Raw genomic sequence first — 25804 nt, 5'->3', positions numbered from 1 at the left:
CCCAACATTTCGCCCATGCGACCAAAGGCAACGCCGTCTCAGAGACGATTGTCTCTGGCAAAGTCCTCGGTTCCATGGATCCTGACTACAGTGGCCGTCCTCTTTTTAAGCCTGTTTTTGATCGCCCCGCTGGCCATCATTTTTGTCGAGGCATTTAAGCAGGGGTGGTTTGGTTATACACAGGCGATCCAGGATCCTGATGCACTGGCGGCGATTCGGTTGACTCTGCTGACGGCTGCTATTGTTGTTCCGATCAACCTGGTTTTTGGAGTGGTTGCTTCCTGGGCCATTGCCAAGTTTTCTTTCCGGGGCAAGCAGGTTCTCATCAGTCTGATTGATTTACCCTTTTCGATTTCGCCCGTGATTGCGGGATTGATATTTGTATTGCTCTTTGGAGCCCAAGGGTGGTGGGGTGCATGGTTGGCTGATCGAGGAATCGAGATTATTTTTGCCGTTCCGGGAATTGTACTAGCGACGTTGTTTGTTACGTTTCCCTTTGTGGCCCGGACGTTGATTCCACTGATGCAGTCTCAAGGAACCGATGATGAAGAGGCTGCTGTCAGTTTAGGGGCGAGCGGCTGGCAAACCTTCTGGAGAGTGACGTTACCCAATATCAAGTGGGGGCTTTTGTATGGGGTCATTCTTTGCAACGCGAGGGCGATGGGAGAATTCGGGGCTGTATCGGTAGTTTCCGGACACATTCGAGGGCTGACAAATACGGTGCCGCTCCATGTGGAAATTCTCTATAACGAATATCTGTTTACCGCTTCGTTCGCGGTGGCTTCGCTTCTCACATTGTTGGCCTTGGTGACATTGGTCGCCAAGAACATAGTGGAGTGGAAAGCCGCCCGTGGAACTCCGGGATGGATGAAAGCAGTGAAGGAGTGAAAGGGATGAAAATCCATATTGATCAAGTGACTAAACAGTTTGGCACCTTTTATGCTCTCCATAAGGTTTCGTTACAAGTGGCGGCGGGGGAATTGGTGGCATTGTTGGGTCCTTCCGGGTCGGGAAAAACGACGTTGCTGAGGGTGATCGCAGGATTGGAACACCCCGATCAAGGAGAGATTCACATTAACGGAATTCCTGTTACGCACCACGGTGCCCGAGATCGTCAGGTTGGTTTTGTGTTTCAACACTATGCGTTATTTCGACATCTGTCGGTATTTGAAAACATCGCATTCGGTTTACGTGTCCGACCTAGGCGAGTCCGTCCATCCCAGAGGGAAATAAAATCGAGAGTGTTGGAGTTGCTTGATTTAGTCCAATTAACCGGCTTAGCGGAGCGATATCCGGATCAATTGTCCGGCGGTCAACGGCAACGGGTGGCGTTGGCACGGGCATTGGCTGTTGAGCCCAAGGTGCTGCTTCTGGATGAGCCATTTGGAGCATTGGATACCAAAGTGCGGCGGGATCTTAGGCAATGGTTGCGACGTTTGCATGAAGAATTGTCCATTACAACCGTGTTCGTCACTCATGACCAGGAGGAAGCCTTGGAGCTGGCAGATCGAGTCGTTGTTATGAATCATGGAAAGATTGAACAAGCTGGAACACCGGAAGATGTGTACCAAAACCCGATCAATCCGTTTGTCTTCGATTTTTTGGGAAGTGCAAACGTCTTTCATGGCAGAGTAGAAGAAGGGGTAGCTCGATTGGGTCCCATTCAGGTTAGTGCTCCGGAAAACAAGCTAGCGAACGGTGAGAGCATTGTCGGCTTTGTTCGTCCGCACGATGTAGTCATTGTTCCCCAAAGTAAGGAAGCAGATTTAGCAGCGGAAGTGGTTTACATCCACCCCATCGGCCCCACTGTTCGTTTGGAATTGAGACGCATGGATAACAAGGAACGTATTTTGGCAGAGTTGCACCGGGAGGAATACGCCGAGCTTCAGATTAAGACTGGGGATCAGGTAGCCTTGAAACTGCGGAAGTTGTCTCTTTTTTGAAAATACAGTGATGTAAATCGAACCTTAACACATCAAAAAAAGCTCCTCTAGAGGCCTCTAGAGGAGCTTTTTTTGATAAACGCCATGCGTCTTGCCTGTTTGATTATCCGAAATGGATTTCCTATTCATCCGGCAATTAAGCAAAGTGTTCCATCCATACGTTGGGCTCGATATAGATTCCCTCATTTTTTTCCAGATCAATTTGCACCGGGTTGATCGTTTCCGGGACGATATACAGACCGCTATCCAAAAAACGTAGGCCGGACCACCGTTCCCATCGCTCAATCGTTCCCCGTACCACGGATGCTTTCGGCATGATTTTTAAGATCTTTCCGCCCAAGCGCCAATGAACCCGGATCCACGGGTCGAAAGGAAGGCCGTCACCTCGCCGCCAGTGCATGTACCGTTCCATCGGCACCAATGGATAGTTAGATTTATGGTGAGGATAGACGGGGACAATCAAGGATGAGAACCCGTGCTGCCGGGCGAGGGATTTCATTGCGTTCAGGACATACGGACTGATTCCTTTTCCTTGATGTTCAGGTGGAATCAAAGCAGCTAAAGCGCAAAGGACATTGGGCTCTTTTGCCGACGGAAGATATATCGATTCTGCTGTTTCAGGCAAACCGGTTAATGTTCCATCCCAGTACAGAGGAACGGTAACACCTGCTCCCACCAGCTCCTGTTCTTGAAATAATGCAAACTGAAAAGAACGGCATCGTATCATCATCTCCTTCCAATAACGAACGACAGCTTGATCGCCTTCGAAAAAAAACGGAGTGAACGATTGACGAGCCAATTGATCCACTTTTTCCAATAGCATCAGGTTATCTGCGGCAGTTCGAATTTCAAACGGCTTATGCATGAGCGGTTTCCTCTTCCTTTGGTTGAGGAGTGAATAAACGGTTACCGATTATTCCCAAAAGCCAATGTAAAGCTGCTGCGATGATGAATGCATCCAAACTGGAGGCGCCGGTAAGCTGGAACCATTCCACGCCTCCTTCTTCCACAGGAACGGTCATCAATCCGATGGCGGAAGCGATACCCCATGAAACAAAGGCTTTCCAATAAAAAGGGGGTAATTTCTTTTGTTGGATAAAGGAAAAAGCGAAACGATTCCGATTCAGCAAAAAGAAATCGACCAGATAGATTGCTGTAATCGGAGCGAGTAGAGCACCGGATAAGGCTGTAAAGACCATGAAATAATCTTGAAGTTGCATGTAAGCAAGGCAGGACCCCAAAAAACCGATGATTAAGGTTAATACATACTTGGGGACATTCCGGAACAATGTGGCCAAACCGAGGCCGCTGGTGTATAGAAAATTATCATTGGTCGTCCACTGAGCCAGGATGATGATGAGAATAGCGAACATCCCCCAGCCCAATGCCAAGAAGATATCCACAATATCTGTCGCCCCGGTAATCCGGAATAGGATGACCGACAAGCTGATCATGACACTGTTTCCGATTAAGAAACCAAAAAATCCGGACAGAAAAGCATCTTTTTTTGTTTTTGCCCAGCGAGCAATATCGGGACTAATCACCACAATAATGATCCAGCTTGCCAAAACGAAAGAGATCGCCGAACCCATGCTCATGGTTATACCGGCATCCGGAAGGGTGGTCAGCCACTCTTTCTTTTTTTCGGATCCCAAGACAGCACCCATCAACCCGGCCATCAGGAACAGCATAAGGGGGAAAGCAACGAGGCTCAGTCGTTCAATCGCTATGTATCCGACCGTGGCAGTAATGGTCATGAGCAACCCGCCGATGAATGCGGCCCATGAGACGGTTAATTCAATGCCGACCACCTCCAACAGCAAGAATTGAAACATCTCCCCGAACAGTCCCACATCCACGCCAAACATAAAGAAAAAGCTGATGACGATTAAAGCTGTGATCAGACGAGATCCCCATTCACCAAACACAAAGCGGGTGATCATTCCGGTCGATAGACGGGTTGCACCGCCGACGTAGCAACAAAGGCCGCCGATCACACCTAAAATGATATTCGCGATCAGCACAGCGATCAGCGCGTTTAAAACCGTTTGTCCTTCAGCCAAGATGCTGCCGATCAACACGGCTACCATATCCGTTGCAGCGGCAAACCAGACGAATGCGATCGCGATCCATCCACGCCGTTCCGACAGCGGAATCGGTTCCCGAGCATAATCATCCTTGACAAAAAACGTTAGATCTTTCAAAATTAATCCCTCCTTTTTTGTTCCTATTGTATCCTGTGACCCACTTTAAAAGAAAGACTATTCTAACTAAATTTGAACCAAGATACGAGAAAGGATGATTCTTCGACCTAAAAACTGTCGTCTTAAATTAAAAAACCGACTCCTCAAACGAGGAGTCGGTTCGTTGATATGTTTATCCACGGTCAGATGTGAGGCTTGGGATGGCTACTTCCGTATCGACATCCTGTTCATAGTCGATGCCATCAAATTGAAAGCCGAAGAGGCGGAAGAAATCGGTCCGGTACCCGATCAGATCGGACAGTTCATCAATATTGTCCGTGTTCACTTCTTGCCACAGGCGTGTGACGGCTTCCTGGATCTCACCTTTCATTTCCCAGTCGTCCATTCGGATCCGTCCTTCGTCATCCACCGGTGTCTCCTCTGCATACAGCCGCTCTGCGAACAGGCGTTGCATCTGTTCAATGCACCCTTCATGCAGCTCCTGTTCCTTCATGATCTTAAATAACAGAGACATATACAGCGGGACGACGGGGATCGCGGAGCTGGATTGGGTGACTAGGGCTTTGTTGACGGATATGTAGGCCCGTCCCCCAAGGTCCCGCAGTTGATCCCGCAGTTCCCGGGCGGTTGCTTCCAGGTGATCTTTTGCTTTGCCGATGGTTCCTTCCCGATAGACGGCATGCGTGATCCCGGGTCCGATGTAAGAATACGCGATCGTGGTTGCACCGGGAGCCAACAGATCGGCATCCCGCAAGGCATCGATCCACATTTTCCAGTCTTCGCCGCCCATCACGGCTACTGTTTGCCGAATCTCCTCCTCAGTGGCCGGATCGATGGTGATTTCGGAGACGCTTCCGGTATGGAAGTCGACAGTCTTGTTGGTAAACGGCTTTCCAACCGGTTTAATCACGGAAGAAAAGGTTTCACCGGTCACGGGATGAACCCGTTTGGGAGAGGCCAAGCTGTAAACGACGAGGTCCACTTTCCCCCAATCCTGACGGATGAGGTCCAGGGTTTGCTGCTTCACTTCCTGCGAAAAGGCGTCGCCGTTCATGGTCTTGGCATACAGTCCTTCTTCCTGAGCCGCCTGTTCAAAAGCAGCCGTGTTGTACCACCCGGCGGTTGCAGTCCGTTTCCCCGATGCGGGTCTCTCAAAGCAAACACCGATGGTGGCGGCTTTTGCGCCAAAGGCGGAAACAATCCGGGAAGCCAGCCCATAGCCGGTGGAGGAGCCGATCACCAAAACGCGTTTCGGCCCATCGATCGACGGTTGGCTTTTTACATGCCGGATTTGTTCCATCACATGTTGTGCGCAGCCTGCCGGATGCGCCGTTGTGCAAATAAATCCTTTGAATTTCGGTTTTACGATCATATCTCGCCCTCCAAACACCTTCATTAGACTGCTACTAGTATACCAGTCCGAGCCTTGCGACTAAAGTCCGATCATTCATGTGATCGGATCGTCCAACCGCATGGTTTCTTCCATACAAGCAGATACTCAAGGGGAGGTGACCGAGATGTTACAGGAATGGTTGAAACATTATAGCGCCCGCATCGCTTTCATTCAATCGGAATACCCCACTGCTCAGCCGCCGGAGCGGTCCCGCATGAGGCAAGAAGTACAAGGGATTCGGAATGGGATGGGGGAACTGTTGGAAGGGTGGATTGCCTTGGAGGAGGCAATGGCCGCCCTTCTTCAGACACACCCCGATCTGGATGGGAACGAGCAGGAAGAAGTGGGAGAAGAGTTTTGGCTGGATGGCCAGGTGGTTCGGGCGTTTCGTCAGGGTCAGGGATATTATCAATTGAAAATGTTTCAGGAAGCCCGTCCGTTTTTCGATCAGGTTGTGGAGTCGGAACCGGAATTTTTGCTGGGAAGGGTGTACCTGGCCCTGTCCCAATTTCAGTCCGGTCAATGGAGCGAGGCACAGCGACATTTTCAGTTGGTGGCGGAGACGGCCGAGCACGCTCGCTTCCAAGCGTTTGCCCACCACATGCTGGGGTGTGTTCACATTAAACGGGGCGGGGATGAACAAGCGATCCGACATTTTGAAAAAGCATTGGCGATCGATCCGGATCATGGGGATTCTTGGTTCAACTTGGGAGCCTGCTATTACCGCCTACAGGAATACCATGAGGCGGTCCCCCGCTTTTTTCATGCATTGCGGACGGGTGAAAGGGATTGGGAAGCGATGTATTATCTGGCCTGTTGTTACGAGCGGGCAGGACGGTGGGAAAGTGCCGCCTACTGGCGGATGGCCGCCTTTGAAGAGATCAAACGACCGGAAATGATGGAGGAGATCGCACGGGATTTTGAAGCCTCCGGCGATGGGGAAGGAGCCGTGAGATGGTACCGCAAATTGCTTCAGCAGGATCCCAAACGCGTGGCAGGCTATCACGGGATCAGCTGGCATCTGTGGCAGCACGGACAGCTTGGAGAGGCATTGGCGATGTTAAAAAAAGCTCTCACCCTGGCTCCCCGTAATCCCGATCTATTGTTTACATTCGTCTGGTTTCAGTTACAAGAGGGAGAGGAGGGGGAGATGGATGGCATCCGACGGGTGATGAATCAATTGCCGGCTCCCCTGGCGGATGAACCGTTATGGCTGATTCTCCGCTCGCGCCTCCATGCCCGGGCAAATGAATGGAACGAGGCGAAGGAATTGGCGCATCAGGTAATCCAGCAGGCCCATACGGACCCATTTACATGTTCGTTGGGACATTATCAAATGGGGCGGATTTTGTTGCAGCAAAAAAATCCAAGCGAGGCGCGGAACCACTTTCGCGATGCGGCCGTAATGGCTCCCGATTGGAGAGAGCCGCTGTTTTTCGAAGGGTTGTGCCATTGGATGGAAGGGAACCCGGACGCGACACGCCGCTGTTGGGAATCCCTTCCCCTGGCGGAACAGCCGCACAGCCTTTAATTGTTGTCTGTAATGGCGCAACAGTCCTCAATGGTAGTCCCGCAGGGGCAACCATGACGCTGTAGGAGGGAATCATCCATGCATACGATTTGGAAAGGGTCGATCAGTTTCGGTTTGGTCCATATACCGGTGAAGATGTATGCTGCCACCAAGGAAAAAGGAGTGTCGTTTCGCAACTTACATCGGAAGTGTAAGACCCCCATCAAATACACGCGGACATGTCCCCACTGTGAGACCGAAGTGCCGTGGGAGGAGATTGTTAAGGGATATGAGTACGCGGATAACCAGTTTGTCCTGATGGAGAAGGACGAGTTGGAAGCGGTGATGCCGGAAAATCGCAAGTCGATCGAAATTCTGGACTTTGTTCAGTTGGAAGAGATCGATCCCATCTACTTCGACCGAACCTATTATCTCGGCCCTGGTGATCATGGAGATCGGGCGTATGCACTGCTGCGGGAAGCGATGCGAGAGACGGGACGGATCGGGGTGGCGCAAATCACGATCCGTTCCAAACAATCATTGGCGGTGGTTCGGGTCTATGAGGGATGTTTAGTGATGGAAACGATCTACTACCCCGATGAAGTCCGGAATGCGGCTGCAGTTCCGGATGTTCCGGGGCAGACGGAGCTACCGGAGAAGGAGACGACGATGGCCCAGCAACTGATCGAAAACCTGACGACCGCGTTTGATCCTGATCGGTATCAGGACACCTATCGACAAGCGGTGGAAGAAGTGATCGAGAAGAAGGTAAAGGGAGAAGAAGTGGTGGAAGTGCCGGAGAAAAAGCCGGAACGGGTAGTCGATCTGATGGAAGCGCTGAAAGCCAGCCTGGAACAATCGGAAGGGAAAAAAGGAGCGGGCAGAGGAAAGAAAAAAGCCGCCAAATAAGGCGGTTTACTCCCCGTTCCAATATCGAATATGGGTCTGTTCCGAAGTGGGGCTCTGCTCGACTTCTTTCCCGTTTTCATCCAGGCGTATCTTTATCTTGCGATAATGTTCCACCACCCAACTTCCTTCCCGGGTGGTGCTTTCCAACTCCATTCGGTAGTCGGTGGTTAATTGAGGCGTTCCCGGCTGGGCCCAAGTGGGTACGGATTCCGGAAAAACAGTGACGTTTCTGGCAACGATCAGACCGATTAGCATCAAATTGACTGCGATTAACGTGCCTACAATCACCGGTATCCACTGGAATCGGATTGGTTTAGTCATGACGGTCTCCCCCCTGGTTTTATACCAGTGTATGTAGGGTTTGGACAGAGATACGGAAAAAAGGGGAGTAATCGAATCAGGAGATGCCCAGCAGCAACCAAAGGGCGACTGTAAAGATAGAAATTTGGTACAGGACTTCCAGGATGGGTTGACGGTTTCCCTGAATCATCCGGACAAGTTGGTAAGCGCAACGGAAACAGATAATGATAAGTGCAATCTGGACCAGCAGTTCAGGCATCCTTCTATCACCTCCCTCTTCACCCTATGTGGAATGAAGGTTGTTTCATGCTTGAAGGAAACCGGATCAGGGCAGACTATTCACGAACTTGTTGCGATAGGAGATTAGCCGGATGATTCCCCCCCTGAAACCGATGGAACCGATACAAACCGACCGCGTGCTGACTTCCGCCGAATGGATCCATCAGGTCAAATGGGATGGTGTTCGCATATTGGCCCATTTGGATGAAGGTCGGGTCCGCTTATGGAACCGAAGGGGGCAGGAGCGAACCGCTCAATACCCCGAACTGACGGCGGAACTGGCGGGCCTTTCCTGTTCCGCCGTTCTGGATGGAGAAGTAATCGCCGTTCATGAAGGTCGACCCGATTTTTTCCGAGTATTAAAACGCGATCTTCTTCAGGATCCGCGTAAAGTGGAGGCCGTTGGTAAACAAATCCCCGTTCAGTATCAGTTGTTTGATATGTTGGAACAAAACGGAATATCGATGCTGGAACAGGAGTGGGAAAAACGTGATTTTCTCCTGCGTTCCCTCATGGAGGATCATTCGCTGGAGCGGGTGGGGGTCACGGACTCTTTTGAAGATGGAAAGGCATTGTGGCGGGCGACGGAAGAGCGGGGCTGGGAAGGGATCGTTATGAAACGGAAAACCAGCTTCTACCGATTGGGACAGAAGCATGCCGATTGGCGTAAGTGTAAACACTTTCGTACGCTGACGGCACAAATGGTGGGAGTGTCTCTAAAGGGAGAACGAGTGAATGCGATTCTGTTGGGGGTGGAGGATGACAAGGAAAGGGGATGGCGTTATATCGGTCGGGCTGCATCGGGATTGGGGGAACAGGAGTGGATGCTGTTAAAAACATGGTGGCCCCGGATGCAAGTGCCGGATCCCCCCGTCATCAATCCCCCGACAGAAACCGGTGTTGTTTGGGTCCGTCCCACCGTCTCTGTCGTGGTCCGCTACCTGGAGTGGACTCCCCATGGCACCCTGCGATCACCCACCATCCTTCACTTTTCCGGATAATAAGAAAAACCGGCCAACGGCCGGAAATGACAGAGTCCTTACCAAAAGAAGCGTCTTCTAAAAGGGAAGGGTCTGAAAAACGGGGGGAAGAAAGGGAAGAAGGGAAACGGGCGAAAGAAAGGAAAGCCGAAAAACGGGAAGAATTGACTGTTTTGCACATCCTCTTGACCTGGATACCCCGGGTATCCGTATGGATCGTAGCCGGAATAGTAAGGGGTGTAACCGGGGCCGGACTGGGGATACATGGATGGGCCAAACCCATCATTAGGGAGATAGTCCGGTGTGGGAGCGTGATCCGGAAAGCCTTGTTCTTGTGCCATACATTATTCCCTCCTTGGTTGTTTTATGGGCACAATGCAATGTATGTACCGAAACCCGTCTTGGACGGTTGTCCCCTGGCATCCGCCTGGAATTTGGGCTCCGATGGAGGTAATCCACATGCCGGTTACGGCTAAGACCGTTACGGTTGATGGCAAGGAAATCCGTATTTCCAATCCTGATAAAGTATTGTTCAAAGAAATTCCTCTGACCAAATGGGATTGGATTATGCACTTGACCCGACTGGCTCCTTACCTAATCCCACATTGCAGGGGCCGCTTTCTTACCACGATTCGATTTCCGGACGGTCCCGACGGCAAATCATTTTATCAAAAAAATGCCCCTTCCCATATCCCGGATTGGATGCCGGTCAGTGAGTCAGGAAAGATTCGGTACATGCGGCTGGAGGACACCGCCGGATTGATCTATCTGGGCAACCTGGCCTGTCTGGAATACCACCTGTCCTTTGACCGGATTACCCATCCGGATCAACCGTCGGATCTCGTGTTTGATATCGATCCGTCCCAACGAGGTCGTGTGGGGTTCCAGCAGTCGATGGAGACGGCACTCCTCACCAGAGAAACATTGCGGTCATTGGGTTTAGACGGTGTGGTGAAAACCTCGGGGGCAACGGGTTTACAGATTTACGTTCCTTTAAAGAGAGGGTACACCTTTGAGGAGACACGACAAGTAAGCCGGTTCATTTCCCAATATCTGACCGAGAGGCATCCCCATTTGATTACGGTGGAACGGATGGTATCCAAGCGGGGGACCAAGGTATACTTCGATTATTTGCAGCACTGGCGGGGAAAATCCTTAATCGCTCCTTATTCTCCCCGTGCCAGGGAGGAAGCCACCGTTTCCACACCGGTACATTGGGAGGAGTTGCGTCCTTCCCTGCGGCCGGAATGTTTTACGCTTTCCACGATTCATCGACGCCTGGCCCGTGTCGGCGACCTGTTTGCCCCTTTGTTGCAGAAAAGGGGCTATACTCTCGATGAGATTCTCTCCTTTATCGGTAAAAAGGGATAAAACCTTGTCTCCGGTTTGGGTTTGGGCTATGGTGGGGGAGACAGAAAGGGGGCGGAAAAGATGAAACGTTTATTTACCCGTGGAGCGATATTGTCGATGAAGGAGAGGGAGCCCCTGCTCACCGACGCCGCGATGCTGGTGGATGGAGACCGGATCGCCTGGGTGGGTAACGGGTTGCCGCCGAAGCAGGAATGGGATGAGCTGGTGGATATGAAGGACCGGCTGTTGCTTCCGGGTTGGGTTAACACCCATAATCATGCCGCTATGACACTTCTGCGAGGGTATGCGGACGATTTGCCACTACAGATATGGCTGGAGAAACACATGTGGCCGATGGAAGCCCGTTTTCAAGCACAGCAAGTGCAGGCAGGTACCCGTTTGGCCGTATTGGAGATGATCCGGGGAGGGACGACTTGTTTTGCCGATATGTACGACCATATGGATGAAGTGGCACAAGTCGTGGCGGATTCCGGTATACGGGCGCGTCTGTGCAGAGGGGTGATCGGTCTGGGGTCGGAGGTGGAAAGACGAAGCAAACTGGAAGAGGCTGTACAGTTTGTGCGGGATTGGGACGGTGGAGCGGATGGACGGATTACAACCATGCTGGGGCCTCACGCTCCCTATACCTGTCCTCCTGATTATATCCGCCAAATTGTAGAGCAAGCGGAGTCCCTCGATCAACCGATTCACACTCATCTGTCGGAAACGATGGCGGAAGTGGAGCAAAATGTGAACGATTATGGAGTCCGACCGGTGGAGCATTTGGATCGGTTGGGTGTTTTTCGGCGCCCCACGTTGGTGGCTCATGCCGTCCATGTCAATGATGAAGAGATCGCCCTGCTTGCGGACAGAGGCGTCAAGATCTCCCATAACCCGGGCAGCAACTTAAAATTGGGGAGCGGAATCGCACCGATCTCCCTCATGTTCCGCTATGGGTTGAAGCCCGCTCTAGGCACGGACGGAGCTGCCAGTAACAATAATCTGGACTTGCTGGGTGAAATCCAGTTGGCTGCACTCATCCACAAAGGAGCCGAGCAGAACCCGGAAGCGGTACCGGCGATTCAGGCACTGGCGATGGGAACCCGATTTGGGGCAGAGGCCCTTTTTCTGGAAAAGGAAATTGGAACGCTGGAGCCCGGCAAAAAAGCTGATTTCATCTCGGTCGACCTGACCGGCCCCCATATGCAACCGGCTCATGATCTCGTCTCCCACCTGGTTTACGCCGCGTCCAGCGCCGATGTACAAGACGTTTATGTGGATGGCCGTCCGTTGATGCGGAACCGCCAGCTGCTTACCCTGGATGAAGAAAAAATACGCTGGGAGGCCCAACAGGCTTTTCATGCCATTGCCCCAGAAAAAAACCTGCCCGATGATGGCAGGTAATTACTGGGATGGGGTATAGGCAGGAGTAATCAAGTTACAATAGAAATAAGTTACTCACTTAACTCAATCTCCAGGTGATAGCGCAAAGGGATATTCACTTCCGCCCCCCTCTTCTGGCGTGAGGAGGGAGACGCCCAAGCCTCGACCTGGAGAAGGGTTTGGATCGCTTCCAGTTCCTCGGCGGGGAAGTGCCCGTGAAGCTCCTCCAAGATCCGGCCGGGGGACGAAAAAGCATCCATTGGCTCACCTCCTTGTGTACTGTTATTGTCACCTCCCCCGGAGGGAGTATGACTAACACATTTTTGTTAATGGGATGCGGAATATCCGGATGATGCGGAGGTTGTTGCTGCCTCCGCCTTTTTTGTGATTTTTCATAAGGTACGTGCTGACCTCGACACAGATTGAAATCCCATTTTCCTGTTTGCACCTGATGGTGCTTTTTTTACTTTCGGTGATATATGGGACAGTGGATTCGTACATTGGGACTATAGTGTGTTTGGAGGGAGGGACAGCGGTGCGAATCGGTTGGATCCTGTTGTCCATGCTCCTCTGTACGGGGCTTCTGGGGTGTACGAACGATGATTTGGCGGCCAAACCGTCACCGACGCAGAAAGAATCCACGAAAGAGGAACATTCCGAAAGGGAAAGTCGTCAGTTTTTAAAACGGGTGGATGAACAGATGGAGCGGGAAGAAGTGGTATTCACGTTGAAGCTACAAGACGGCACTCCCTTTAAAGGGAAAGAAACGGACGGAAAATGGATACTGATCAGTGCCGATGAGGAAGAGGAAACGATCCGAATTGAACAGGAAGATGGAACCATCCATTTAACTCATGGAGAGCAGACTGAAACGTTGACCACCCGTCAATTTGGATTGGTCTCTCCCCGGGACCATATGAAGTTGGTGCGCGAGTCCGTTCAACGGGTGAGTACGGAGACAAAAGACGGTCAGGATTGGTATGTGGCGGATCTGAATAAAGAAGAGATGGGGGATAAACTGGGTCGGTGGATGGGAGAAGCATACCATGAAGGGGCTGCCAGCCAAGCCAGTCGCAAGTTTATCTTTCGTTATCGGTTTCAATTTGATGAAACCGAGTTACGTGAGATGGTCATGCAAATCATTCCATTAGAAGAGAGTGATTCCAGCGAAACGATCCGATACACGTTTAAATCCGATAAATAGGGCGATAACCCCAGACAGGAGCACCGCAGGATTCCAGCGGTGCTCCTGTCTGAGTATATATTATGTGATATACTATTATTGTTATTTCTGATATATCGGGTAGAAAGGAGGGGGAAGGTGATGTCCATTCGTTGGCCCGTGGCCGTGACAGCTCTCGTTGTGGCCTTGGCAGTACTGTTCGGGGGATACACGGCCTACCAATGGACACAGGTGGACCGTCCCATTGAAGAGACGGTGGCACAAACCCCTCATGTCACACTGAAGAAAAAAGAGGTGTCTCCCGACCGGATCAGCATCCGCTTGGAAACCGATTCCGATTTTTCATTAACACGGGATTATCCATCCTTGCGGGAACAACTGACGACGATTGCGGGAGGGCGCCTGTTGGAAATAGAATTGATTGATCGGCCGGATGATGTGCTTACACAAGCATGGAACGAAATGCTTTTTGGTGTAAAGGAGGGTCTGGCTAACCAACAGTATTCGAATATCCCGGAAGCGGTGAAAACATTCACTCCCTCCGGAGCCGAAAGTCAGGTTGCTATGGACGAGACCCATTTGTATGTGGAAATCAAGCGGGGAGACGCGCGGATGTATCAAATTCTTCCCCTGCATAAGAGGGAAAGTGGGGTGAAGGATAATGGGTAAAGGAATCACGGCGGGAACAGCCCCGGCTGTCTTGGTCTTTTTGTGGTACTTGGGATTTAGCCCTGTACCGGTGTTGGTTCTTGCCGCGATTGCCGGTTTGGTATGGTTCGTGATGCGTTCTCGCCCCGGTTTGGGGACAGGAAAAAAGAAACGTCTCTATCAAAAGGACGCGGTTCCGACGATTTCGTTTGATCAGATCGGAGGGCAAGAACGAGCCAAAAAAGAACTGCGGGAAGCACTCGATTTTTTGATTCACCGGAATCGGATCCGGCAATACGGGATTCGACCCATTAAGGGGATCCTGTTGTCCGGCCCTCCGGGAACGGGTAAAACGCTGATGGCCAAAGCGGCTGCTCACTACACCGATTCTGTGTTTGTTTCCACATCGGGAAGCGAATTTATCGAGATGTATGTGGGTGTGGGTGCCCAACGGATCCGGGAGTTGTTTCAGGAAGCCCGTAAAGAGGCAAAGAAAAACGGGAAACAGAGTGCGATCGTATTTATCGACGAAATTGATGTCATCGGTGGTCAACGGGCAGGTGCTCAGCATCGGGAATATGACCAGACATTAAATCAATTGCTGACCGAGATGGACGGGATCGCCACCGACCAAGAGGTTCAAGTGTTGGTGGTGGCAGCAACCAACCGTAAAGATATGCTGGATTCCGCGTTGTTGCGCCCTGGACGTTTCGATCGACACATTACGGTGGACTTACCGGATAAAAAAGCACGCTTGTCCATCCTGGAATTGCATATCCAGAATAAACCTCTGGCGGACGAGGTGGAGTTGGAACAAGTCGCCGTGGAAACATTCGGCTTTTCCGGGGCCCAGTTGGAGAGTCTGACCAATGAAGCGGCCATTTATGCGATGCGGGACGGCAGTGAGACGATTCGTCAGGAGCACCTTTCTCTGGCGATTGACAAGGTGATGATGGGGGAAAAAACGGACCGGGAAACCACCCAGGAAGAGCGGGAACGGGTGGCCATCCATGAATTGGGACATGCCATCATGTCCGAATGGGTACGCCCTGGCTCCGTATCCCAAGTATCGTTGTCGCCCCGGGGACAAGCATTGGGATACGTACGCCACCATCCTGGACAGGATCGTTATCTTTATACCCGAAAGCACATCGAAGACCAAATTATGATTTGTTTGGCCGGTGCAGCTGCAGAAGAACAGGTATACCGCAACCGCTCCACTGGTGCTAAAAACGATTACGAACAAGCGAATCGCTACACCCGATCGTTAATCGAAGCAGGTTTGTCGGATTTGGGAATCATTGATAAAGATTTGGTGTCCCATGAGACACTCCATCAAGAATCTGCTAAGATACTAAAGGAACTTCATGATCAGACGGTCCGGCTGTTGGATCGTTATTCCCCGGTCTTTGACGCTGCTCTTCCGATCCTGTTAACAGAAGAGGTGTTGTCAGGAGATCAATTCCGGGAAATATTGAAGCCTTATACGCAAGAACCCGCAGCGGCCAACACGTAATCCTGCGGGAAGGTTCCCTTTTATAATCAGGGGGCTGAATGTTAGGAAGGAGAATGGGTTTTGTCGGATATTCAACACATCGTCGTATACGGCGGTGGCACGATGGGCCAAGGAATCGCGGAGTTGTTGTCCACGAAAGGTTTTGAGGTGAGTGTAATCGAAAAAACACAAGCGCTGGCGGAACAGGCGCGTCACTTCATTGAGTTGAGTCTGGACAAGCAGCTTTCCAAATGGGGAATTACCCAGGCGGAGAAAAAAGCGATTCTTTCCCGCATTCATTTTACCGATGAAGATACACCGCTTCATCACGCCGATCTGGTAATTGAAACCATTACGGAGGATTTGGAAGCCAAAAAAGAAGTGTTTGACCGCTGCGACCGCTTGTGTCCTGCAGACACGATATTGGCCAGCAATACCTCCACTTTAAGTTTAACCGAATTGGCGGCCGTCACTCGGCGCCCCGAACGGGTGATCGGCCTTCATTTTGTTCACCCCACGACCCGTGTGGATCTGGTGGAGGTGGTCCGCGGGTTGAAGACGAGTCCGGAAACCGTGGACGAAGTGAAAGCGCTGCTGGAACAAATTCATCTGGTTGGGGTGGAGGTATACGAATCCCCCGGCTTTGTGACGACACGGCTGATTGTCATCCTGATCAATGAAGCGTTATACACCTTGATGGAAGGGGTGGCTTCGCCGGAAGCGATCGATACGGCGATGAAGCGCGGATATCAGTTTGCATACGGTCCGTTGGAAATGGCGGACCGTTTTGGGTTGGATTCGGTTCTGGCGGCGATGGAACGACTGTTCCGAGAATATGGAGACAACAAGTTCCGGCCCGCTCCGCTTCTGAAGAAGATGGTGCGGGCGGGACACTTGGGTGTGAAAACAGGAGAAGGGTTTTTCCGGTATGACGAAGACGGGGATCGTATCGGGAAGGAGGGACCGCGGTGAAAGTGCTGGTGATCAACTGCGGCAGTTCGTCGATCAAATACGAGTTGTTCGATATGGATCGGGAAGATGTATTGGCTAAGGGATTGGTGGAGCGCATCGGCTCGGACCGCTCTATTTTGACCCACCGGGTGACGGACCGAGAGCCGTGGGTGGAGACCGCGGAGATCTTGGATCATCGGCAAGGGTTGAATAAGGTACTGGCCCTGTTGGTGGACCGGGAGTCGGGAGTTCTCCAGTCGGTAGAGGAAGTGGCAGCCGTGGGGCACCGGGTGGTGCACGGAGGGGAGTCCTTTTCCGAATCGGTGCGGATTGATGCCGATGTGGTGAGGGCCATACAGGAGAATGTGGACCTGGCTCCGCTACATAACCCCCCGAATCTGTCGGGAATCCATGCTGCCCGTCATCACCTGCCCCATGCGGAGCACGTGGCGGTGTTCGATACGGCGTTTCATCAGACCATGCCGGACTATGCTTATCTTTACGCGTTGCCTCGGGTGCTGTACAACAAGCACAAGGTACGCCGTTACGGATTCCACGGGACATCACACCAATATGTGTCGCAACAAGCGGCCGCTCTGTTGGAACAGCCTCTGGAAACCTTAAAGCTGATCTCCTGTCATATTGGAAACGGGGCCAGCTGTACCGCCATTCAAGACGGCAAATCGGTGGACACCAGTATGGGGATGACTCCTCTGGAAGGATTGATGATGGGGACGCGCTGCGGGGATATCGATCCGGCCATTGTTCCGTTTGTCATGGCCAAGGAGGAGCTGACCCTGGGGGAAGTGACCTCCATGATGAACAAACACAGCGGTCTCATTGGTGTGTCGGGCCTCTCCAGTGATATGCGGGAGATCGTGGAAGGTACGTTTGAAGGCAACAAGCAAGCCAAACTGGCTCTTCAGATGTATACGTATCGCTTGCGAAAAACCATCGGCGCATATGCAGCCTCGATGGACGGAGTGGACGCGATTATCTTTACCGCCGGAGTGGGGGAGAACGCATCGCTGGTCCGGGAATGGACCTGCCGCGCACTAACCTACCTCGGGGTAGAACTGGATAAGGAGAAAAATGCTCACCTTCCCCGCGGTCCTCAGGTGATTAGCACGCCGGAATCAAAGGTGAAGGTGTTGGTTATTCCCACAGATGAGGAATTGATGATTGCTCGTGAGACAAAACGACTGGTGGAAAGCGCATTGTAAGACGGTCTGTGGTACAATGATGGCGACCAGAAGCAGAGAGGAGCCCTTTCATCGATGAAATTGTCTCAACGCGTGCAACAGTTAACCCCTTCCAAAACGATTGAGGTAACAGCCATGGCCAAATCGTTGCGCCAGCAGGGCCACGATGTCATCGGTTTGGGTGCGGGTGAACCGGATTTCAACACTCCCGAACCGATCCTGGAAGCCGCTGACCGCGCTATGCGGGAGGGGCAGACCAAGTATACACCCGCAGGCGGCGTGTCGGAACTGAAGGATGCGATTATCGCCAAGTTCGAGCGGGATAACGGCCTCACCTACAGCCGTGACGAAGTGACGGTGACAGTGGGCGCCAAGCATGCCCTCTACAACTTGTTTCAGGTGACCCTGGATCCGGGAGACGAAGTCATTGTTCCCGCGCCGTACTGGGTGAGCTATATCGAGCAGGTGAAGCTGGCTGGTGGTGTGCCCGTGGTGATTGAGAGCAGGGAGGAAAATGGGTTCAAGGTGACGGTGGAGCAGCTGAAGGAAGCGATTACTGACCGTACCGTGGCCTTTTTGATCAACAGTCCGTCCAACCCCACCGGAGCGATGTATACCGCCGAAGAGTTACAATCACTCGGTGAAGTCTGCCGGGAAAACGACCTTTTGATCTTTTCGGATGAAATCTACGAAGAATTGATTTACGGGGATCAACACCACGTCAGCATCGCTACCCTAAACGGACTGAAGGACCGGACGGTCATCATCAACGGCGTCTCCAAAACCTATTCCATGACGGGGTGGCGGATCGGCTACGCTGCCGGCGACGCCCGCATCATCAAGGCGATGACCAGCTTGGCCAGTCACAGCACTTCCAACCCCACCTCTGTCGCTCAATATGCTGCTCTGGAGGCCCTTAACGGAGACCAGACACCGGTGGCGGAAATGAAAAAAGCCTTCCGCGAGCGGCGCGACTATGTGGTGGAACGATTGAGCCGGATGCCCGGTGTATCCGTTGATACCCCGCAAGGAGCGTTCTACGTGTTTGCCAACGTGGCGCAAGCGGCGGCCGAAGCGGGTTTCGACTCGGTGGATGATTGGGTGAAAGCCATGCTGGAGAAGAAAAAAGTGGCTTTGGTTCCGGGATCCGCTTTTGGCTCTCCTGACCATGTACGTCTCTCTTATGCCACATCCATGGGAGAGCTGGAAAAAGCAATGGATCGCATGGAGTCCTTTATCGCGAAGTGACCTAGGCGAGACTTATGTTTTGTAAGTACACGTACTTTAAAAGTAAACCCTTAAAAATCTCATCAGTCGTTCTCTCTAAATGGCTCCTGTATTCTACAGGAGCCATTTCCTTGTTTCCCGTATGGGAAATAAGGAGATTCAACATAACCTGCTTCAAACGGGAATCGATGGGAAGCTTGAAGATATAAAAGGAGCAATCCAGAAGAAATCACGACTTATTCTCGCCTTCTATATCGTTTTTCGTTAACTGCGAGACCCAGGAGAAAGTAGATGAGCTGTGGGAAAAGCTTTCTGAGGGGGAGAAAAAGAACCATGCGGCTGGCTAAAAGACAAGTATGGCGTATCGTGGCAAATTGTTCCTGTCGTCTTAGGGGAGATGTTGAATGATCCCGATCCTGTAAAATCACAAAGAGTGATGCAAGCACTGCTTCAAATGAAAAAGATTGATATCGAAGGTTTGAAGAAAGCATATGAAGCAAAAACATGAATCGCATGGTGTAAGGTTTTGTTAAATGGCTGGCGGGACCCCAAAAAAAAGAATGCTGACAAAATGTCAGCATTCCGTAAGGGGATCCGCCTTACAGCTTCACCACGTTTTGAGCTTGGTCACCACGGTTGCCTTGGGTGATTTCAAACTGGACTTTGTCGCCTTCGTCCAGGGATTTGAAACCTTCAGCACTGATTGCGGAATAATGGACGAATACATCGTCCCGGCCTTCCACTTCGATAAACCCAAACCCTTTTTCAGCATTGAACCACTTCACGGTACCTTCAATCATGGGTAAAACCTCCAAAAATAGTGTGTTGAAAATATTTTCCAGTAAAAATTCGCATGTAAGAAAGGATGACAAAATGAGATCATAATCCTTTCTTACATGCGAATTATATACCTCAATATTACAACCTTAGATGAGTATAGCACACCTCCTCCGTAATTTCAAAGCGGTTTTTTTGCAAATAATAATGATTGACCATTATTATTTTTGTGTGGTATAATATTTTATTTTTGTGATTGATTGTGGTATCATGGTTATAAAGGGTTGTATGGAGGTGGTTTTCTGTTCGAGATTGGGGATCAAGTCGTTTATCCGATGCATGGTGCGGGGGTCATTGAGGCCATTGAAGAAAAAGAGATCTTGGGCAAAAAACAATGGTATTACGTGATGAAGATGCCTGTCGGCGGAGTGAAGATCATGCTTCCTAGGGATCAGGTCTCGTCTGTAGGCTTGCGCAAGGTTGTCAGTGCCGGCATGATGGATCAGGTGTTGCTCCTATTCGACGAAGTGGAATCCGATTCTTCCATTGCTTGGAATCAACGATATCGTTTGAACATGGAGAAAATCAAAAGCGGCGATGTCTACAAAGGAGCAGAAGTGATTCGCGATTTGGAGCACATTTGTAAAAAAAGATCCCTGGGGACAGGAGACAAAAAGCTGTTGGACGATGCCAAACGTATTTTAGTCAGTGAATTGGCTTTAGTAAAGAATTTGACAGAAGAACAAGCGGCTTCTATCTTGGATGAGGCCGTCCATCGATAGAACACTCCCCTTTCACCCATTGGGTAGAGAGGGGGTTTTTACATATTGGAGGAAAATGCGGTGCAAAGGAGTGTTGTCCTCGGTACCGCATTAGTCCGGGGCTTTTCAGGAAATCATGGTTTCTTTTGATTTGCAACGATTTGTCGGTTTTCTTACTACTGCGATCCATATAAGAAAGCAAAGAAAAAGAGCGGGCAGGATTCCCTCTCCAGCCTGACCTTTCAAAAGAACGGATAGAATGGCACCGACCATAATCGACGCCAATAACACTGCTCCGTAACGGGAGGAAGCCCGTATGATTAACGCGATCGCACCGGTAATTTCCAATACACCTATTGCGATACGGAACCACGCGGGATAACCCATCTGCTCGAAGCCCTCCACGGTTGTTTGTTCACCGATTAGTTTAAGAACTCCTGCCTGAATAAAGAGTAAAGCAATGACCACTATTCCGATCCAACCTGCGTATGCCCACCACTTATTCATCACACGTTTCTCCTTGTCATTCAAGTTATTGTGTGCTCTCACCATAACATAGAAGAGAAGTGACGGTTTCTTATCGATTGCGGTATTGGATCATCCGACGGAAGAAGTCATTCATCACCTACCCCTTTTTGCTTGGAAAAGTATGCTCCTGTCCGGCGGAGAGCACCGAACTCATCCAAAACTTCAGGAAGTCCTGATGTACAACCAAATACAGGAGGGGAGGGAGGTTAAGAGCGCCGTTTCAACCAGTGGACGATACTCAACAGGCCGAAGGAAACCAAGACAGTCGCTGCCACCCAGTAAGTGGCCAACATCATATCACCTGATTCGGTGGCGATATAGATGGCAGTAGGCAGGGTTTGTGTTTTTCCCGGGATGTTTCCGGCAAACATCAAAGTGGCCCCAAACTCACCCAGTGCCCGTGCAAAACCGAGTGTATAACCGGTGATCATGGAACGCCAAGCGAGGGGAATGCTGATATACCACAGCAACTGGATTTCTCCGGCACCCATGGACCGGGCAGCATCTTCCAAATCGGGATCAACGGATTCCAATCCTGTTTTGATGGTTTGATAGGCCAACGGAAACGCAACAACCACTGCGGCGATGACCGCTGCCCACCATGTAAATACCAAGGGTTGGCGGAATACCCACTCGATCGCTTGTCCCACTGTACTGTTTCTCCCCAGCATCACCAACAAACCAAACCCGACGACTGAGGGCGGCAATACCAACGGCAGCATCCACAGGGTTTCCAACGCCGACTTGCCGGCAAATGTGCGACCCTTCATCCACCCGGCGGCCGCCAATGCCAACCCAAAAACGAGAATGCTGGCAACTGATGCGACTTCCAGGGATAAGCGAATGGGGGACCAAAAATCCGGGCTCATTGGGCATCAAATCCGTATTTTTCAAAGATGGCCCGGGCTTTTTCTCCCTGCAGCCACTCATACAACTTGCGGGCTTCTTCCGGGTGTTTAGAAGCTTTTAATACTCCCACCGGATAACGAATCGGCTGATGGCTGTCCGGATCGACGGTCGCCGCCACAGTGACTTTGTTTGAGTGTTGGGCGTCGGTCCGATAAACGAGTCCGGCGTCCACATTGTTGGTTTCCACATAGGTAAGAACTTGACGAACATCACCGGAAAACACGATTCGGGAATGCAATTCCTCCCATAGTCCCAAGTCTTCCAGGGCTTGTTTGGCATAGCTCCCGGCCGGTACCGTGTCCGGTTGTCCGATCGAAATTCTTTCCGCCTCGGTGAGATCTTCCATGCTGGTCCATTTATTCCCGTTTTGTTTGGGGACGATTAAAGTTAGCTGATTTTCGAGCAGGTCAATGTGGTGATCCGGATCGATATGATCCTTTTCCAACAACGCGTTCATCTCTTTTTTTCCGGCAGAGAGGAACAAATCCGCCGATGCTCCCTGTTCGATCTGCCTTTGTAGCTTCCCGGAGGATGCAAAATGAGGAACCAATCGGACCTCCGGTTGATTTTGTTTATAGGTTTCTTGAATTTCTGTTACGGCATCTTTTAAGCTGGCGGCGGCAAACACCGAAAGTTCGATGTCTTCTTTTTCCGGTGCAGCAGGTGCTTTTTCTTGAGAGCACGCTGCCATCATTCCTACACTCACCCAAACCGCCATCCACCGAAAAAAACGATTTCGCTTGGTGCTCATCCCGAATCCTCCCAGTCCGTCTACTTAAGTTAACTATACCACGCTTGTCTTCCAGCGTCTTTTCCCTTCCGTCAAAGGGTGAAAATATTTAAAAAAAGTGAGGAATCAATCGGAATAAAGGTTTCATCCTGATAACAGGGGGAATATAGATAGTGATACACCCGATATAGAAGAGGAAAAGCCTCTTGATTCCATAGGTGAAAGGGGTTGTCACACATGATTAAGCAAATGATGAGACAGGTATTCGGCCCAAAAAGGATCCATTCTCAAGTGGTGAAGCCCCTGGTACACCGAGGAATCTATAACCATCGGGACTATGTACGGATCATGCTTGCAGAAGAGCAAGCTGAGGGGAAGGCGGAAGAAGAGGAGAGCCTGGAATCAACCAGGTTCTTTTTTATGTTTTTTCAATTCTGTTCAAGTAAGTCCAAAGCGAAAATGACCTTCGTGTTCAAGAAGGGAAAAAGTGATTTTTCGGAGAAAGGGATAGGGAAATTGCTATCTAAATCAATAGACTGGTTTGCAAAACAAACTAATAATCACTATTCACCATACCCTTGAGAATACCCCCAACCAAACCGTCTTATAAAAACCCTCCTATAGAAAGGATTAACTCAAATGGACACAAAAGTCGTTTTGCAAAAATTTGAAGAGACAGCGACGGAATACATCCATACGTTGGATCAATATTCCCCTGAGCAGTTTGCACAGAAGCCGGCACCAGACGAATGGTCTCTGGGCCAAATGTATCAACATTTACTAACCTTCACCACGTATCAAATCAGTTTGATCGAGAAATGTGCAAACGGTCAAGGGGAACCCGGTGGACAAAAAACGGACTGGGGCCAGAAACTCTTCGAGAAGGGCGATTTTCCCCCGATAAAAATCAAGCTTCCGGATCGGCCCGAGTTTACGCCTGAAAATCTAACAGACCCCAAACAGACAAAAGAACAGCTATTGGATTTGGTTGAAAAAGTGAGGGGGGCGGAACCCAAGCTGGCTTCCGCCCCGGTAGAAAACAAGTTACATCACCCCAGGCTCGGCTGGTTAAACGCCTTGGAATGGTTCCAACTGATCCCCATGCATTTTCGCCATCATTTGCACCAAAAGAGACGATTGGAGGAGGAGTGTTGCAGTAGGGGAGGGGACTAGGGAAACTTCACCCGATCCTTCTGTTCTTGGGATATCGCCGCATTTGCTTTATATTGCTCAAAGGATGTAACAAACATTTGAGAAAAGCCCGGCACCCTGGAAGCGAAGGGGCCGGGCTTTATTTTTAATGGAGCGGAGGGAAGAGTATGGATGGATTAGACAACATGGTATCCTTAGTTCATCCGAAATGTCTGAAGGTATACGAAAACTTTATAGGAGGAGATCGGGATGTCGACGATTATGATCGTGGAAGACGATCCGAAAATATGCGAATTGCTTCAGTCTCATATCGAAAAGTACGGATATCAAACCCTGGTCGTCAGCGACTTTGAACGAGTGATCGATTACTTTCATGAGAACCGTCCGGATCTGGTATTGTTGGATGTCAACCTGCCCAGCTTTGACGGTTATTATTGGTGCCGGCAAATCCGTGCCGTCTCGACGTGCCCGATATTGTTCATCTCCGCCCGGGAAAGCAAAATGGATCAGGTGATGGCTTTGGAAAACGGGGCGGACGATTATATCACCAAGCCGTTTTACTATGAGGTGGTGATCGCAAAGATTCGAAGCCACCTGCGTCGAGCTTACGGGTCCTATGCCATGCAAGCGGAAGAAAAGACGGTGGAATGGTCGGGGCTTATCTTATATCCCGAGCGATTGGAACTGAGCTGGAAGGGTCAAACAGCCCATCTGGCCAAAAAAGAGGCGATGCTCCTGGAAAAGCTGATGGAACGGTCCGGACGTGTGGTCAGCCGGACCCGGCTTTTGGAAAAGCTGTGGGATGACCAGCAGTTTGTGGATGACAACACCCTGAATGTCTATGTGACACGGGTGCGGAAGAAATTGAAGGAGCTGGGGATCGAGGGGGCGCTGGAGACCGTGCGCGGAACCGGATATCGCCTGAAGGCAACCTGGGGGGAGCAGGGATGAGGCTGTTTCTAAGGGAACAGATTCCCCTTTTGATCATATATGGTCTGCAACTGGTTCTGATCCTGGGCATCTATCGCCTTGCCGGCTTTCAGAACTGGTGGATCGCCCTTTATGCCGCATTGTTGAGTGCGGTTCTCTTTGTCGGTTATCTGTGCTACCGCTATTGGAGTCTGCGCTCTTTTTACTACCGGTTGACTTTTCCCATGGAAACGCTGGATGAATCGATTCGGGACCGAGGGGGGAATCCTCTGTCCAAAGCGCTGAATGAACTATTGAAAACACAATATCAGCATTACAAAGGCGAATTGCATCATTACGAAAGCAAAATCCGCAATCACGTTACCTTTATCAATCAGTGGGTTCATCAGATGAAAACCCCTCTCTCTGTGATTCACCTTACCATCCAGGATGAAGACGACCCGATTTTCGACAGTATCCGAGAGGAGTCGGATCGAATCGGAAAAGGGTTGGAAACGGTTCTACACACAGCCAGGCTGGATTCTTTTGAGCAGGATTTCCATGTGGAACCCGTTCGTCTGAACACGGTAGTTCATCAGGTGATCCAGGAGAACAAGGGCTTGTTCATCCGCAACCGTGTCTATCCGGAGGTTTATGTGGACGAAACACTGACTGTGGAATCAGACGAAAAATGGCTTGCTTTCGTTTTGGGACAGCTGCTGACGAATGCTGTGAAGTATTCAGTGGAAACAGGAGAGAAAATCGTCCTCTCTTCCTGGATGCGTGGACCCCATGCAGTCCTTCAAGTGACGGATTACGGGATCGGAATTCCCAAAAAAGATCTCCAGCGGGTATTTGAGCCGTATTTTACAGGGGAGCACGGCAGGAAATACCCCGAATCGACAGGGATGGGCCTCTATCTGGTCCGTGAGGTTTGCCGAAGGCTTAACCACGGTGTGGAGCTGACGTCGAAAGTGGGGAAGGGAACAACGGTACGGATTATCTTTCTGTCACCGGTTCCCCCTGTACCCTTACATGAAAGTAAGGAAGGGTTAAGGTAAATCAATAGAAGGGATCCTGG

The 25804-nt window shown here is 50.8% G+C and carries 28 protein-coding genes and 1 pseudogene; 19 read left to right on the top strand and 10 right to left on the bottom strand.

What is annotated here, in order from left to right:
* Positions 1-15 precede the first annotated feature (15 nt).
* Positions 16-888 (top strand): sulfate ABC transporter permease subunit CysW, encoded by an 873-nt coding sequence (cysW, locus tag JOE21_RS02135; protein WP_309862410.1) that lies wholly within the window; start codon positions 16-18, stop codon positions 886-888.
* Between the two features lie 5 nt (positions 889-893).
* On the top strand, positions 894-1943 hold the full coding sequence (locus JOE21_RS02130) for a sulfate/molybdate ABC transporter ATP-binding protein (protein WP_309861808.1): 1050 nt from the start codon (positions 894-896) through the stop codon (positions 1941-1943).
* 136 nt (positions 1944-2079) lie between these two features.
* Here JOE21_RS02130 and JOE21_RS02125 read toward each other — a convergent pair whose 3' ends face one another.
* From JOE21_RS02125 to fabV, 3 genes are all read right to left on the bottom strand, one after another.
* Positions 2080-2808, bottom strand: a complete 729-nt coding sequence (locus JOE21_RS02125) for a GNAT family N-acetyltransferase (RefSeq protein WP_309861806.1) — start codon at positions 2806-2808, stop codon at positions 2080-2082.
* Positions 2801-4147 (bottom strand): purine-cytosine permease family protein, encoded by a 1347-nt coding sequence (locus JOE21_RS02120; RefSeq protein ID WP_309861805.1) that lies wholly within the window; start codon positions 4145-4147, stop codon positions 2801-2803. The genes JOE21_RS02125 and JOE21_RS02120 overlap by 8 nt, the downstream gene beginning before the upstream one ends.
* A gap of 172 nt (positions 4148-4319) precedes the next feature.
* Entirely contained in the window at positions 4320-5519 is a 1200-nt protein-coding gene (gene fabV / locus JOE21_RS02115) for an enoyl-ACP reductase FabV (RefSeq protein WP_309861803.1), read from the bottom strand.
* Positions 5520-5664: 145 nt separating this feature from the next.
* Here fabV and JOE21_RS02110 point away from each other — a divergent pair, with 145 nt between their 5' ends.
* Both JOE21_RS02110 and ku read left to right on the top strand, forming a co-directional pair.
* Positions 5665-7071: a tetratricopeptide repeat protein gene (locus tag JOE21_RS02110; protein WP_309861801.1), complete on the top strand. Its 1407-nt coding sequence runs from the start codon at positions 5665-5667 to the stop codon at positions 7069-7071.
* 78 nt (positions 7072-7149) lie between these two features.
* A complete protein-coding gene (gene ku, locus JOE21_RS02105; protein WP_309861799.1) occupies positions 7150-7959 on the top strand; it encodes a non-homologous end joining protein Ku in 810 nt (269 codons plus the stop codon).
* 6 nt (positions 7960-7965) lie between these two features.
* Here ku and JOE21_RS02100 read toward each other — a convergent pair whose 3' ends face one another.
* Together JOE21_RS02100 and JOE21_RS02095 are read right to left on the bottom strand one after the other, a co-directional pair.
* Complete coding sequence (locus tag JOE21_RS02100; RefSeq protein ID WP_309861798.1) at positions 7966-8280, bottom strand: hypothetical protein; 315 nt, start codon at positions 8278-8280, stop codon at positions 7966-7968.
* 76 nt (positions 8281-8356) lie between these two features.
* Positions 8357-8518 carry a hypothetical protein gene (locus JOE21_RS02095; RefSeq protein WP_309861797.1) on the bottom strand — a complete coding sequence of 54 codons (162 nt, stop codon included), beginning with the start codon at positions 8516-8518 and terminating at the stop codon, positions 8357-8359.
* 112 nt (positions 8519-8630) lie between these two features.
* Between JOE21_RS02095 and JOE21_RS02090 the strand changes: the two genes are divergently transcribed.
* The 3 genes from JOE21_RS02090 to JOE21_RS02080 all read left to right on the top strand — a co-directional run bounded on the left by JOE21_RS02090 (position 8631) and on the right by JOE21_RS02080 (position 12272).
* Positions 8631-9539, top strand: a complete 909-nt coding sequence (locus tag JOE21_RS02090; protein ID WP_309861795.1) for an ATP-dependent DNA ligase — start codon at positions 8631-8633, stop codon at positions 9537-9539.
* Between the two features lie 438 nt (positions 9540-9977).
* Positions 9978-10889 carry a non-homologous end-joining DNA ligase gene (ligD, locus tag JOE21_RS02085; RefSeq protein WP_309861793.1) on the top strand — a complete coding sequence of 304 codons (912 nt, stop codon included), beginning with the start codon at positions 9978-9980 and terminating at the stop codon, positions 10887-10889.
* A gap of 96 nt (positions 10890-10985) precedes the next feature.
* Positions 10986-12272, top strand: a complete 1287-nt coding sequence (locus tag JOE21_RS02080) for an amidohydrolase (protein WP_309862407.1) — start codon at positions 10986-10988, stop codon at positions 12270-12272.
* Between the two features lie 50 nt (positions 12273-12322).
* On the opposite strand, the gene JOE21_RS02075 is transcribed toward JOE21_RS02080, so the two are convergent.
* Positions 12323-12511, bottom strand: a complete 189-nt coding sequence (locus tag JOE21_RS02075) for a hypothetical protein (protein WP_309861791.1) — start codon at positions 12509-12511, stop codon at positions 12323-12325.
* Positions 12512-12786: 275 nt separating this feature from the next.
* Here JOE21_RS02075 and JOE21_RS02070 point away from each other — a divergent pair, with 275 nt between their 5' ends.
* From JOE21_RS02070 to JOE21_RS17745, 7 genes and pseudogenes are all read left to right on the top strand, one after another.
* The gene (locus JOE21_RS02070) at positions 12787-13455 is read left to right on the top strand and encodes a hypothetical protein (protein WP_309861788.1); all 669 of its coding nucleotides are present in this window, start codon (positions 12787-12789) and stop codon (positions 13453-13455) included.
* A 120-nt stretch (positions 13456-13575) separates the two neighbouring features.
* Positions 13576-14103 (top strand): hypothetical protein, encoded by a 528-nt coding sequence (locus JOE21_RS02065; protein ID WP_309861786.1) that lies wholly within the window; start codon positions 13576-13578, stop codon positions 14101-14103.
* Entirely contained in the window at positions 14096-15598 is a 1503-nt protein-coding gene (locus JOE21_RS02060) for an AAA family ATPase (protein WP_309861784.1), read from the top strand. The genes JOE21_RS02065 and JOE21_RS02060 overlap by 8 nt, the downstream gene beginning before the upstream one ends.
* A 60-nt stretch (positions 15599-15658) precedes the next feature.
* Positions 15659-16549 (top strand): 3-hydroxyacyl-CoA dehydrogenase family protein, encoded by an 891-nt coding sequence (locus tag JOE21_RS02055; RefSeq protein WP_309861782.1) that lies wholly within the window; start codon positions 15659-15661, stop codon positions 16547-16549.
* Complete coding sequence (locus tag JOE21_RS02050) at positions 16546-17751, top strand: acetate/propionate family kinase (RefSeq protein WP_309861780.1); 1206 nt, start codon at positions 16546-16548, stop codon at positions 17749-17751. Before JOE21_RS02055 ends, JOE21_RS02050 begins: the two co-directional genes overlap by 4 nt.
* A gap of 54 nt (positions 17752-17805) precedes the next feature.
* Positions 17806-18978: a pyridoxal phosphate-dependent aminotransferase gene (locus tag JOE21_RS02045; protein WP_309861778.1), complete on the top strand. Its 1173-nt coding sequence runs from the start codon at positions 17806-17808 to the stop codon at positions 18976-18978.
* Between the two features lie 221 nt (positions 18979-19199).
* Positions 19200-19465, top strand: a pseudogene (locus JOE21_RS17745) (VOC family protein); the annotation flags it as partial.
* Positions 19466-19556: 91 nt separating this feature from the next.
* On the opposite strand, the gene JOE21_RS02040 reads toward JOE21_RS17745, so the two are convergent.
* On the bottom strand, positions 19557-19757 hold the full coding sequence (locus JOE21_RS02040) for a cold-shock protein (protein WP_309861776.1): 201 nt from the start codon (positions 19755-19757) through the stop codon (positions 19557-19559).
* 261 nt (positions 19758-20018) lie between these two features.
* Between JOE21_RS02040 and JOE21_RS02035 the strand changes: the two genes are divergently transcribed.
* The gene (locus JOE21_RS02035) at positions 20019-20516 is read left to right on the top strand and encodes a CarD family transcriptional regulator (RefSeq protein ID WP_374709293.1); all 498 of its coding nucleotides are present in this window, start codon (positions 20019-20021) and stop codon (positions 20514-20516) included.
* A 105-nt stretch (positions 20517-20621) separates the two neighbouring features.
* Here JOE21_RS02035 and JOE21_RS02030 read toward each other — a convergent pair whose 3' ends face one another.
* The 3 genes from JOE21_RS02030 to modA form a co-directional block, all read right to left on the bottom strand.
* Positions 20622-21002, bottom strand: a complete 381-nt coding sequence (locus JOE21_RS02030) for a DoxX family protein (protein WP_309861773.1) — start codon at positions 21000-21002, stop codon at positions 20622-20624.
* Between the two features lie 227 nt (positions 21003-21229).
* Entirely contained in the window at positions 21230-21892 is a 663-nt protein-coding gene (modB, locus tag JOE21_RS02025) for a molybdate ABC transporter permease subunit (RefSeq protein ID WP_309861771.1), read from the bottom strand.
* On the bottom strand, positions 21889-22683 hold the full coding sequence (gene modA / locus JOE21_RS02020; protein ID WP_309861769.1) for a molybdate ABC transporter substrate-binding protein: 795 nt from the start codon (positions 22681-22683) through the stop codon (positions 21889-21891). The genes modB and modA overlap by 4 nt, the downstream gene beginning before the upstream one ends.
* 216 nt (positions 22684-22899) lie before the next feature.
* Between modA and JOE21_RS02015 the strand changes: the two genes are divergently transcribed.
* The 4 genes from JOE21_RS02015 to JOE21_RS02000 all read left to right on the top strand — a co-directional run bounded on the left by JOE21_RS02015 (position 22900) and on the right by JOE21_RS02000 (position 25784).
* Positions 22900-23244 carry a hypothetical protein gene (locus tag JOE21_RS02015; RefSeq protein WP_309861767.1) on the top strand — a complete coding sequence of 115 codons (345 nt, stop codon included), beginning with the start codon at positions 22900-22902 and terminating at the stop codon, positions 23242-23244.
* A 57-nt stretch (positions 23245-23301) separates the two neighbouring features.
* Positions 23302-23835 (top strand): DinB family protein, encoded by a 534-nt coding sequence (locus tag JOE21_RS02010; protein ID WP_309861765.1) that lies wholly within the window; start codon positions 23302-23304, stop codon positions 23833-23835.
* Positions 23836-24063: 228 nt separating this feature from the next.
* Positions 24064-24765, top strand: a complete 702-nt coding sequence (locus JOE21_RS02005) for a response regulator transcription factor (RefSeq protein ID WP_309861762.1) — start codon at positions 24064-24066, stop codon at positions 24763-24765.
* Positions 24762-25784 carry a sensor histidine kinase gene (locus JOE21_RS02000; protein WP_309861759.1) on the top strand — a complete coding sequence of 341 codons (1023 nt, stop codon included), beginning with the start codon at positions 24762-24764 and terminating at the stop codon, positions 25782-25784. Before JOE21_RS02005 ends, JOE21_RS02000 begins: the two co-directional genes overlap by 4 nt.
* The last annotated feature ends 20 nt before the right edge of the window (positions 25785-25804 follow it).

The organism is Desmospora profundinema (assembly GCF_031454155.1).
GTDB lineage: Bacteria > Bacillota > Bacilli > Thermoactinomycetales > DSM-45169 > Desmospora > Desmospora profundinema.
Note: the sequence above shows the minus strand (reverse complement) of the source record. Positions and strands in the feature narration are given on the sequence as shown.

Coding starts and splice junctions, on each gene's coding strand:
- cysW (WP_309862410.1), top strand. CDS start 16: ATGCGACCAAAGGCAACGCCGTCTCAGAGACGATTGTCTCTGGCAAAG.
- JOE21_RS02130 (WP_309861808.1), top strand. CDS start 894: ATGAAAATCCATATTGATCAAGTGACTAAACAGTTTGGCACCTTTTAT.
- JOE21_RS02125 (WP_309861806.1), bottom strand. CDS start 2,808: ATGCATAAGCCGTTTGAAATTCGAACTGCCGCAGATAACCTGATGCTA.
- fabV (WP_309861803.1), bottom strand. CDS start 5,519: ATGATCGTAAAACCGAAATTCAAAGGATTTATTTGCACAACGGCGCAT.
- JOE21_RS02110 (WP_309861801.1), top strand. CDS start 5,665: ATGTTACAGGAATGGTTGAAACATTATAGCGCCCGCATCGCTTTCATT.
- ku (WP_309861799.1), top strand. CDS start 7,150: ATGCATACGATTTGGAAAGGGTCGATCAGTTTCGGTTTGGTCCATATA.
- JOE21_RS02100 (WP_309861798.1), bottom strand. CDS start 8,280: ATGACTAAACCAATCCGATTCCAGTGGATACCGGTGATTGTAGGCACG.
- JOE21_RS02095 (WP_309861797.1), bottom strand. CDS start 8,518: ATGCCTGAACTGCTGGTCCAGATTGCACTTATCATTATCTGTTTCCGT.
- JOE21_RS02090 (WP_309861795.1), top strand. CDS start 8,631: ATGATTCCCCCCCTGAAACCGATGGAACCGATACAAACCGACCGCGTG.
- ligD (WP_309861793.1), top strand. CDS start 9,978: ATGCCGGTTACGGCTAAGACCGTTACGGTTGATGGCAAGGAAATCCGT.
- JOE21_RS02080 (WP_309862407.1), top strand. CDS start 10,986: ATGAAGGAGAGGGAGCCCCTGCTCACCGACGCCGCGATGCTGGTGGAT.
- JOE21_RS02075 (WP_309861791.1), bottom strand. CDS start 12,511: ATGGATGCTTTTTCGTCCCCCGGCCGGATCTTGGAGGAGCTTCACGGG.
- JOE21_RS02065 (WP_309861786.1), top strand. CDS start 13,576: ATGTCCATTCGTTGGCCCGTGGCCGTGACAGCTCTCGTTGTGGCCTTG.
- JOE21_RS02060 (WP_309861784.1), top strand. CDS start 14,096: ATGGGTAAAGGAATCACGGCGGGAACAGCCCCGGCTGTCTTGGTCTTT.
- JOE21_RS02045 (WP_309861778.1), top strand. CDS start 17,806: ATGAAATTGTCTCAACGCGTGCAACAGTTAACCCCTTCCAAAACGATT.
- JOE21_RS02040 (WP_309861776.1), bottom strand. CDS start 19,757: ATGATTGAAGGTACCGTGAAGTGGTTCAATGCTGAAAAAGGGTTTGGG.
- JOE21_RS02030 (WP_309861773.1), bottom strand. CDS start 21,002: ATGAATAAGTGGTGGGCATACGCAGGTTGGATCGGAATAGTGGTCATT.
- modB (WP_309861771.1), bottom strand. CDS start 21,892: ATGAGCCCGGATTTTTGGTCCCCCATTCGCTTATCCCTGGAAGTCGCA.
- modA (WP_309861769.1), bottom strand. CDS start 22,683: ATGAGCACCAAGCGAAATCGTTTTTTTCGGTGGATGGCGGTTTGGGTG.
- JOE21_RS02015 (WP_309861767.1), top strand. CDS start 22,900: ATGATTAAGCAAATGATGAGACAGGTATTCGGCCCAAAAAGGATCCAT.
- JOE21_RS02010 (WP_309861765.1), top strand. CDS start 23,302: ATGGACACAAAAGTCGTTTTGCAAAAATTTGAAGAGACAGCGACGGAA.
- JOE21_RS02005 (WP_309861762.1), top strand. CDS start 24,064: ATGTCGACGATTATGATCGTGGAAGACGATCCGAAAATATGCGAATTG.
- JOE21_RS02000 (WP_309861759.1), top strand. CDS start 24,762: ATGAGGCTGTTTCTAAGGGAACAGATTCCCCTTTTGATCATATATGGT.